Below are 8,330 nucleotides of genomic sequence, written 5' to 3'. Positions count from 1 at the left end.
GAGGACACCCTTGCCTTCTGCTAACAGTTCCTACTGCCAAGCCTGTAGTGGACTTTCACCACCTAGCGATTACCCATGCCGGGCACACAATAAAACAAGACCGGTTTCCATATCGAAAACCGATCCTGTTTAATAGATTGTTGAAGTTTATTTAAACGATTCAAATTCGCTTTCTGAACAAAGGACGCAGTGTCCAGGCGTAACTTCGCGCATAATCACTTCTTCGTTGTCGCCATAATTATGCATTTTCGGATTGTAGGTTTTCCGTACACGGCTCCGCTCATAATTGGGATCCGGTAATGGAATCGCGGATAACAGCGATTGCGTATACGGGTGCAATGGAGCTGTGTACAACAGTTCAGCTGGTCCGATTTCAACAAGCTTACCGAAGTACATGACGCCAATCCGATCAGAAATGTATTTGACCATCGATAAATCATGGGCGATGAATAAATACGTCAGACCTCTTTCTTCTTGAAGTTCTTTCAATAAGTTGACGACTTGCGCCTGAATTGAAACGTCCAACGCTGAAATCGGCTCATCCGCAATGATGAATTCCGGTTCAACAGCAAGTGCACGTGCAATACCGAGACGCTGGCGTTGACCTCCAGAAAACTCATGGGGATATCGGTTAGCATGCTCGCTGTTCAGTCCCACGATTTCCAGAAGCTCGTGTACACGCGCCGTACGCTCTTTGGAATTCTTCACAAGTCCATGGATATCGAGCCCTTCAGCGACGATGTCCAGTACTTTCATGCGCGGATTCAAGGATGCATACGGGTCTTGGAAAATCATTTGCATTTTTCGGTTAAACGCCTTTAGTTGTTTCTTGGATTTCTTTGCATGGACATCGATGCCATCATAGATGACTTCGCCGCCCGTCGCATCATATAGACGAATAATCGTTCGACCTGTCGTTGATTTACCACAACCTGACTCACCAACGAGACCTAGTGTCTCGCCTTTGTAAATATCGAATGTAATGTCGTCGACAGCACGCACTTCATTCTTTTTTCCTTCATTGAAATACTGTTTCAAATTTTTGATTTCAAGTAATTTTTCAGCCATTACTTCGCACCTCCTGCATTGCCTTCATAATACCGACTGCCAGGGAACGATTTCATGCGTTCCATGACGGGTGCTGGAGGATCCACTTGTGGCGCATCCGGGTGAAGTAACCAAGTGGCAGCGTAATGTGTCTCACTTACTTTGAACAGTGGCGGCATTTCTTCCAAATCAATTTTTAGCGCATATTCACTACGAAGCGCAAATGCATCTCCCTTTGGAGGCGCCAATAAATCAGGTGGTGTTCCAGGGATTGCATATAATTTATCTTCAGTCGCATCAAGTGAAGGCATAGAACTGAGAAGCCCCCAGGTATATGGATGTTGCGGGTTATAAAAGATTTCGTCCACTGTTCCAACTTCAACGATTTGCCCACCGTACATGACAGCCACACGATCTGCCACATTTGCAACCACACCAAGATCATGTGTGATAAAAATGATGGATGTATCGATTTTCTTTTGCAAGTCCTTCATCAATTCCAAGATTTGCGCTTGGATTGTCACGTCAAGAGCAGTCGTTGGTTCATCAGCAATGAGTAGTTTCGGATTACATGCAAGTGCCACAGCAATGACAATACGTTGGCGTTGTCCCCCCGAGAATTGGTGTGGAAATTGTTTCATTCTCATTTCTGGTTGTGGCATACCAACAAGTCCAAGAAGTTCAACAGACTTTTTCCATGCATCTGACTTATTGAGTTTTTGGTGTTTTAATAGAGGCTCCATAATCTGTTTACCAATTTTCATTGTCGGGTTGAGCGACGTCATAGGATCTTGAAAAATCATTGAAATATCTTTCCCACGTACTTTTTGCATCTCTCTTTCAGAAATCTTAAGAAGATCTCTTCCACCGAATAGCACTTGACCATTTTTGAATTCCGTACTTGATTCTGGTAGAAGACGCATGATGGACTTTGTTGTGACCGATTTACCTGAACCGGACTCACCAACTATGGCCAACGTCTCCCCCTTGAATACTTCAAAACTAACTCCACGAATTGCTTTCACTTCACCTGCAAATGTATGGAAGGAAAGCTCCAGGTCTTTTACTTCAATTATTTTCTCCATTTCACTTTCCTCCTTTAATCTTTCATCTTCGGATCGAGTGCATCACGTAAACCGTCTCCGATTAAATTAAATGCAATCATTAGAAGACTCAATACAAATGCTGGGAAAAATAACATATACGGCTGATACGATATAAACTTATAGCCATCATTAATTAGGGTTCCAAGGGATGCTTTCGGAGCTTGAAGTCCAAGCCCGATGAAACTTAAAAACGCCTCAAAAAAAATCGCTGTTGGAATCGTGAACATCATATTAACAATAATGATTGCCATTAAATTTGGCAGTAAATGTTTGCCGATAATACGTCGATCACTTGCACCAAGCGTTCTTGCTGCAAGAACAAATTCTTGGTTTTTATATTTCAGGACTTGCCCCCGCACAATACGGGACATCCCAATCCATCCGGTTATCGATATGGCGATAATGATTGACCATATCCCAGAATCCATCATCATAATCATAAGGATAACAATGACGAGTGTTGGTATGCCGATGAGCACTTCGACAATACGTTGCATAATGTCATCCGTCCGCCCCCCATAATAGCCGGAAATACCTCCATAGATAACACCTACAACAACATCAATGAAGGCGGCAACAAAGGCGATTAGCAGGGAAATTTGTGTCCCTTTCCAAAGGCGGGAAAACAAATCACGTCCAAGGCTATCCGTACCGAACCAGTAATACGTATCGATTTTTTTCAATTCATAAAGATTGACTGTCTTTGAACCAAGTTTACCTACCCCATCAAAAATGCCTAGCTTTTCAAGTCCCGGAACTTTCGGTGGCAAATTTGCATGTGAAACTTTTACAGCTTCTGGATCATGTTTAACCATAAACGGCCCGGCAAAAGTCATGAATACGATAAAAATCAGGATGAACATACTAACGATAGCCGCTTTATTTTTACGGATACGAAGCCAGGCATCTTGCCAGAAACTCAAACTGGGTTTTGAAATCTTTTCGGCTTGGGTACTATCAATCGTAATCCGTTCAAATGAATCCTTCGGTAACTTTTCCAATTTGTTCGTCATTACTTGGAACCTCCAGACAAGCGGATACGCGGGTCAATAATCCCATATAGAATATCCACAATTAAAATAATTACAATCAAGAACACTGAGAAGAACATCGTCGTACCCATGATGATAGCGTAATCATTTGAGTTGATAGATTTGACAAACTGCTCCCCGATTCCAGGAATCGCGAAGATTTGTTCAACAACAAGTGACCCCGTCAACAAGCCGGCAGCAAGCGGGCCAAGTACAGTAATCAAAGGGATAAGCGCATTACGAAATGCATGTTTAAAAGCGATTTCAAACCAATTTGCTCCCTTTGCTTTTGCCAACAAAATATAATCTGTACCTAACACTTCAATCATTTCCGTTCGGATAAATCTAGCGGCTATCGCAATAGGGCCCATTGCCAATGCGATAGATGGGAGTATACTAGACTTCCATCCATTCCATAAACCGACATCAAACCATTCAAGTTCTACTGCAAAAATAAATTGTAACAATACCGCAAAAACAAAAGACGGAATGGAAATACCGAGGATTGCTATAATTGTACTACCGTAATCCCATATCGTATTTTGTTTTAAAGCTGCAATCATTCCGAGAACTATTCCAATTACCGTCCCAAACACAATCGCTTGAGCACCAAGAATTACAGAATACTCTAGTTTTTTCAGAATAAGCGTCATTACATCCGCATTCTTGTACTGAAACGATATTCCGAAATCACCTTTCGCAAGATTTCCCATATAACGGATATACTGAACCGGAATCGGATCATTCAAGCCATATTTTTCATAAATGACTTCCCGTTGTTCAATGGATAGCTTTTCAGCGGATGCTAGAGGAGAACCTGGAAGCAATTTCATTAATACAAACGTTAATGATGCGATAAGAAACAGGGAAATAAACATGTAGACTACACGTTTCGTGATATATTTAGCCATCTTTGCACCTCCTGTATGTCATAAATAGTCTAAAGAAAAAGGAATTTATTAATATTATCGGTTAAAATATGTAACGACTTAGGTATGACATCTTGTTTTTTAAAAATAGTGATTTACTATAGATTGTGTTTTATAATCAGTTACAGAAGAGTTTTCATGATGATTTTTAAAACGATATCAATATATACTGTTAAAAGTACTTCTTTTTCACGATTTCTATTATATAGGTACCCAAGTAGTTACAAAATACAATGAATTTTGAGTTAGTTCCTTCTCAGTGAAAAAGAGAGTACATGGTCAAAACCTACCATAATACTCTCTTCATTATGAGATTTTAACTTTCCAATTACATTGTTTATTTCTCCTCGGCTACAATATGCACCCATTTGTAGGTGTAATCTCCACCATACTTGTGTGAAACTAGACCTTGAACAGTTGGTCTCATTAGAGCCCTTCTACCACGTTGATAATTAGGGATAATCGCTGCATCTTCTTCAAGAAGTATTTTTTCGGCTTGCAAAAATGCTTCCCAACGTTTTACAGGATCTTGTGCAAGGGTTGTTTTCGTTGATTCTATAAGTTTGTCATACTCAAGGTTCGAGTAAGATATTCCGTTTTGTGGGCTTTTCGTTGTGAACAATTCGAGATATGAAATTGGGTCTTCAAAGTCAGCTCCCCAACCAGCAGCCTGAATGTCAAAGTCACTTGCATTATCGAGGTCAAGACGAACAGAGAATGGTACTTCTTTTAAGTTAATTGTAAGACCAGGAAGATTTTTTTCAAGCTCGGATTTGTACCATTCTTGTTGTTTTTTAGCATTTTCTGAATCGCCACCTAAAAGTTCGAGTGCTACTTTATCAGTCCCAAGTTCTTTTAATGCTTTTTCCCAGTATTCTTTAGCTTCTTTAACATTGTAAACTGCGTAACTTCCACCATGGTCACGGAAGTCTTTGCCTTCTGCGTCAAATGCTAAGTCCTTCGGAACAAGGTAATCAGCAGGTAATGATCCATTTGCAAGAACTGCATCAGCAAGTTCTTCTCTATTGAACGCTCTTGCAAGCGCTTTACGGACATTAACATTCGCAAGCGGTGTTGCTTTGCCATTACGCTCTTGATTCAATTTGAAATAAAACACAGATGATTCAAGTTCATTTGAAATGTTTTCATCGTCTGCGTATTGCATTGCATACTCAGCGGTCAATATTGCGCGGTCAATTTGACCTTTTTCGTAAAGTTGAACTTCCGTTGAAGTTTCTTTTACAACGTCAACATTGATTTCATCAAGTTTTACAGTGTCTGCATCCCAATATTTTTCATTTTTAAGGTACTTCCAAGAGTTTCCTGTACTGTCCCAATCAGAAAATACGAATGGTCCGTTATAAATCATAGCGTTAGAGTTAGTTGCATACTCTTTCCCTTGAGCGGTTACGAATTCTTCATTTAGTGGATAGAATGTTCTGAAAGCCATAAGCGATAGGAAATATTGAACTGGACGTTCAAGTTCAATTACAAGCGTTTTATCATCTTGCGCTGTGATTCCTAAGTCTGAAATTTCCATAGTTCCTTTACCGATTTCAGTCGCATTTTTGATCATGCCTTCCATGAAGTACGGTCCATAAGGAGACGCTGTATCTTTGTTGATTGCACGATGCCATGCAAATACAAAATCATGCGCAGTAACAGGCGTTCCGTTTGACCATAGTGCATCACGGATTTTGAATGTATACGTCAAGCCGTCTGCACTGATTTCAGGTTCACTTTCAGCCATAGCAGGTACTGGAACGCTAGTTTGGTCCAAGCGGTAAAGCCCCTCCATAACATTGGTCAGTACGATGGAGCTAACTTGGTCATCCGAGATGGAAGAGTCAAGAGATGGAATTTCTGACCTGTCAGTCAAGTTCAGAACTTGTTTAACCTCTTTTGCCGGTTCTTCTATCTTCCCTTTGTCCTCATCCTTGCCCTTGTCTTTACCCGCGTCGCTAGCATCGTCTTTCTTATCGCCACCACACGCTGCCAAGAACACACTTAGTACAAGCATAAGACTCATTAGCCACATGAATTTTTGATTCTTCAAATCAAATACCTCCCCATAATTATCTGAAAACACCTTGCATACTTATTATACAACTTCTGGTTGAGTTGTACAGAGTTTTTTTTATTTCCCATATGTACTATGACTACTCTTTTTCGGAAAGTTGATTATATCAGTCTTGATAGCGACTTTTCTATTTCAACTATGTTATTGGAGATTTATAAATTTTGATTTTTTCATGTTAATACTTTACCATTACAATGAATCGGGGTGGGAAAATGAAGAACGTTGCAAGGAATTTTTTAGTTGCACAAGTAATTATTACGGCGTTACTATTTTTATACTATAAAGAATTTTCGTTACTCACCTATATAAATTCATCTTTTATCGTTGGAGGGTCCCTTGTCTTTATCGGCTTAATTTCTTTCATATTTTCAACTGGTTTTTTCGACATCTTCACTCTATCGATGAGAAAAGTGTTCACACCGAAACGTCGGATGGAGGACGTTGAGACAATGCGTGCACCATCGGAGATTTTTTCTACTCCTGTATTCCCTCTATTAGCAAGTGGAATGCTGATTTTGGCGTTCATGGGGATTGCGCTCGTTATTTATTATGCATGAAGTGATTTATCTCTTGCACTTCATTGAATAAAGAAGTACAATACTGGAAACATTTGAACGAACGGCAATGATGGAAAAAGTAATTCAGTAATCGGTTTTTTAGAGAGCCTGTGGGTGGTGCAAACAGGTAAACCGAGCTGGACGAATGGGATCCGGAGCCTGATAGGTGAAATTTCATGTAACCTATCACGTCCCCCGCGTTAAGGGTTACAGAGTGGCCTTAGGGCAATTCGGGTGGTACCACGGTTGATTAAACATCAGTCGTCCCTTTAACGGGGGGATGACTGATGTTTTTTTTGCGGCTAATTATGAATAGGAGGAATTTATTGATGAAGACAATTTTTTCAGGCGTACAACCAACGGGCATTGTAACACTCGGGAACTACATCGGGGCATTCCGTCAATTCACAGAGCTACAACATGAATATGAATGTCTATTTTGCATCGTTGATCAGCATGCAATTACTGTCCGACAAGATCCTGCTGAATTGACAAAAACGATCCGTTCCCTTGCTGCAATCTATATCGCCAGCGGAATCGATCCGGAAAAGGCTTTGTTGTTCATACAATCTGAAGTACCTGCACACGCACAAGCCGGATGGATGATGCAATGTATAGCCTATATTGGGGAACTTGAGCGGATGACGCAGTTTAAAGATAAATCAGAAGGTAAAGATGGCGTTTCTTCTGCACTCCTGACGTATCCACCACTCATGGCAGCCGATATTCTTCTATATAATACCGCTATCGTTCCAGTCGGCGATGATCAGAAACAACATGTCGAATTGACGCGTGACCTAGCGGAGCGCTTCAACAGCCGCTATGGTGAAGTGCTGACGATACCAGAAATCCGTGTTCCTAAAAATGGTGCCCGTATCAAGTCGCTGCAAGACCCACTTAAAAAAATGAGTAAATCTGACCCGAATAAGAAAGGGACGATTTTACTTCTCGATTCACCCAAAGAAATTGAAAAGAAAATCAAGAGCGCTGTTACCGATTCAGATGGTGTCGTGAAATTCGACGTTAAAAATAAACCAGGTGTTTCGAACTTGCTAACGATTGAATCCGTATTAAGTGGTGTTTCCATTGATGATCTCGTTGTGAAATATAACGGCCTTGGGTATGGTGCATTCAAAGCCGGCGTAGCAGAAACGGTTATTGGGCATCTATCCCCTATTCAAGATAGATATTACGAGTTACTAGAATCGTCTGTCCTCGATGACATTCTAGATGAGGGTGCAGTACGAGCGAATTCAATCGCATCAGTCACTCTCGGGAAGATGGAGGCTGCGATGGGACTCGGGCGTAAACGCTAATAATAAGTATAACTACCGATAAAACGAAGAGTTTAAAGTCAGCCGTACGATATATGAAATTAAAAATTTGTTTCCACTCATAACCGAGTGACCTGTAGTTGAAATAGAATATCATATGCGAAATAGTAACGACGATTAGTCCATAACTAATGAGAAATATAAATAGGCGTGTTATTGTGCATCGTCCTTTAGTTTTTCTTTAAGTATATGAATGAGGAACCCTCTTTTAGACGAAGAGGGTTTTTATAATGGAGAGTTAGTGAT

Annotated in this window: 8 protein-coding genes and 1 other annotated feature; of the genes, 2 read left to right on the top strand and 6 right to left on the bottom strand. The window is 40.6% G+C overall.

All coding sequences use genetic code 11. The features are described from left to right. Positions 1 to 147 precede the first annotated feature (147 nt). The 5 genes from H4683_RS10615 to H4683_RS10595 all read right to left on the bottom strand — a co-directional run bounded on the left by H4683_RS10615 (position 148) and on the right by H4683_RS10595 (position 6,169). Positions 148 to 1,068, bottom strand: coding sequence for an ABC transporter ATP-binding protein (locus H4683_RS10615; protein WP_192598808.1), 921 nt, complete (start codon positions 1,066 to 1,068; stop codon positions 148 to 150). Next, the gene (locus H4683_RS10610) at positions 1,068 to 2,132 is read right to left on the bottom strand and encodes an ABC transporter ATP-binding protein (protein WP_192598807.1); all 1,065 of its coding nucleotides are present in this window, start codon (positions 2,130 to 2,132) and stop codon (positions 1,068 to 1,070) included. The genes H4683_RS10615 and H4683_RS10610 overlap by 1 nt, the downstream gene beginning before the upstream one ends. A gap of 14 nt (positions 2,133 to 2,146) precedes the next feature. Continuing rightward, on the bottom strand, positions 2,147 to 3,166 hold the full coding sequence (gene opp3C, locus H4683_RS10605; RefSeq protein ID WP_192598806.1) for an oligopeptide ABC transporter permease: 1,020 nt from the start codon (positions 3,164 to 3,166) through the stop codon (positions 2,147 to 2,149). Next, positions 3,166 to 4,095, bottom strand: coding sequence for an oligopeptide ABC transporter permease (gene opp3b / locus H4683_RS10600; protein WP_192598805.1), 930 nt, complete (start codon positions 4,093 to 4,095; stop codon positions 3,166 to 3,168). The genes opp3C and opp3b overlap by 1 nt, the downstream gene beginning before the upstream one ends. Positions 4,096 to 4,450: 355 nt before the next feature. Continuing rightward, complete coding sequence (locus H4683_RS10595; RefSeq protein ID WP_192598804.1) at positions 4,451 to 6,169, bottom strand: peptide ABC transporter substrate-binding protein; 1,719 nt, start codon at positions 6,167 to 6,169, stop codon at positions 4,451 to 4,453. Positions 6,170 to 6,405: 236 nt separating this feature from the next. Here H4683_RS10595 and H4683_RS10590 point away from each other — a divergent pair, with 236 nt between their 5' ends. Together H4683_RS10590 and trpS are read left to right on the top strand one after the other, a co-directional pair. Further along, complete coding sequence (locus tag H4683_RS10590; protein ID WP_192598803.1) at positions 6,406 to 6,750, top strand: DUF3899 domain-containing protein; 345 nt, start codon at positions 6,406 to 6,408, stop codon at positions 6,748 to 6,750. 58 nt (positions 6,751 to 6,808) lie between these two features. Beyond that, positions 6,809 to 7,022 (top strand) — a binding site (T-box leader). 57 nt (positions 7,023 to 7,079) lie between these two features. Further along, a complete protein-coding gene (gene trpS, locus H4683_RS10585; RefSeq protein ID WP_192598802.1) occupies positions 7,080 to 8,066 on the top strand; it encodes a tryptophan--tRNA ligase in 987 nt (328 codons plus the stop codon). Here trpS and H4683_RS22610 read toward each other — a convergent pair. Next, a complete protein-coding gene (locus H4683_RS22610) occupies positions 8,017 to 8,181 on the bottom strand; it encodes a hypothetical protein (RefSeq protein ID WP_476715140.1) in 165 nt (54 codons plus the stop codon). The genes trpS and H4683_RS22610 overlap by 50 nt on opposite strands. Positions 8,182 to 8,330 lie beyond the last annotated feature (149 nt).

It is taken from the genome of Sporosarcina limicola, assembly GCF_014873855.1.
Classification (GTDB): Bacteria; Bacillota; Bacilli; order Bacillales_A; family Planococcaceae; genus Sporosarcina; species Sporosarcina limicola.
Note: the sequence above shows the minus strand (reverse complement) of the source record. Positions and strands in the feature narration are given on the sequence as shown.

Excerpts from the sequence above, each read along its gene's own strand:
- H4683_RS10615 (WP_192598808.1), bottom strand. The coding sequence starts at position 1,068 with ATGGCTGAAAAATTACTTGAAATCAAAAATTTGAAACAGTATTTCAAT.
- H4683_RS10610 (WP_192598807.1), bottom strand. The coding sequence starts at position 2,132 with ATGGAGAAAATAATTGAAGTAAAAGACCTGGAGCTTTCCTTCCATACA.
- opp3C (WP_192598806.1), bottom strand. The coding sequence starts at position 3,166 with ATGACGAACAAATTGGAAAAGTTACCGAAGGATTCATTTGAACGGATT.
- opp3b (WP_192598805.1), bottom strand. The coding sequence starts at position 4,095 with ATGGCTAAATATATCACGAAACGTGTAGTCTACATGTTTATTTCCCTG.
- H4683_RS10590 (WP_192598803.1), top strand. The coding sequence starts at position 6,406 with ATGAAGAACGTTGCAAGGAATTTTTTAGTTGCACAAGTAATTATTACG.
- trpS (WP_192598802.1), top strand. The coding sequence starts at position 7,080 with ATGAAGACAATTTTTTCAGGCGTACAACCAACGGGCATTGTAACACTC.
- H4683_RS22610 (WP_476715140.1), bottom strand. The coding sequence starts at position 8,181 with ATGATATTCTATTTCAACTACAGGTCACTCGGTTATGAGTGGAAACAA.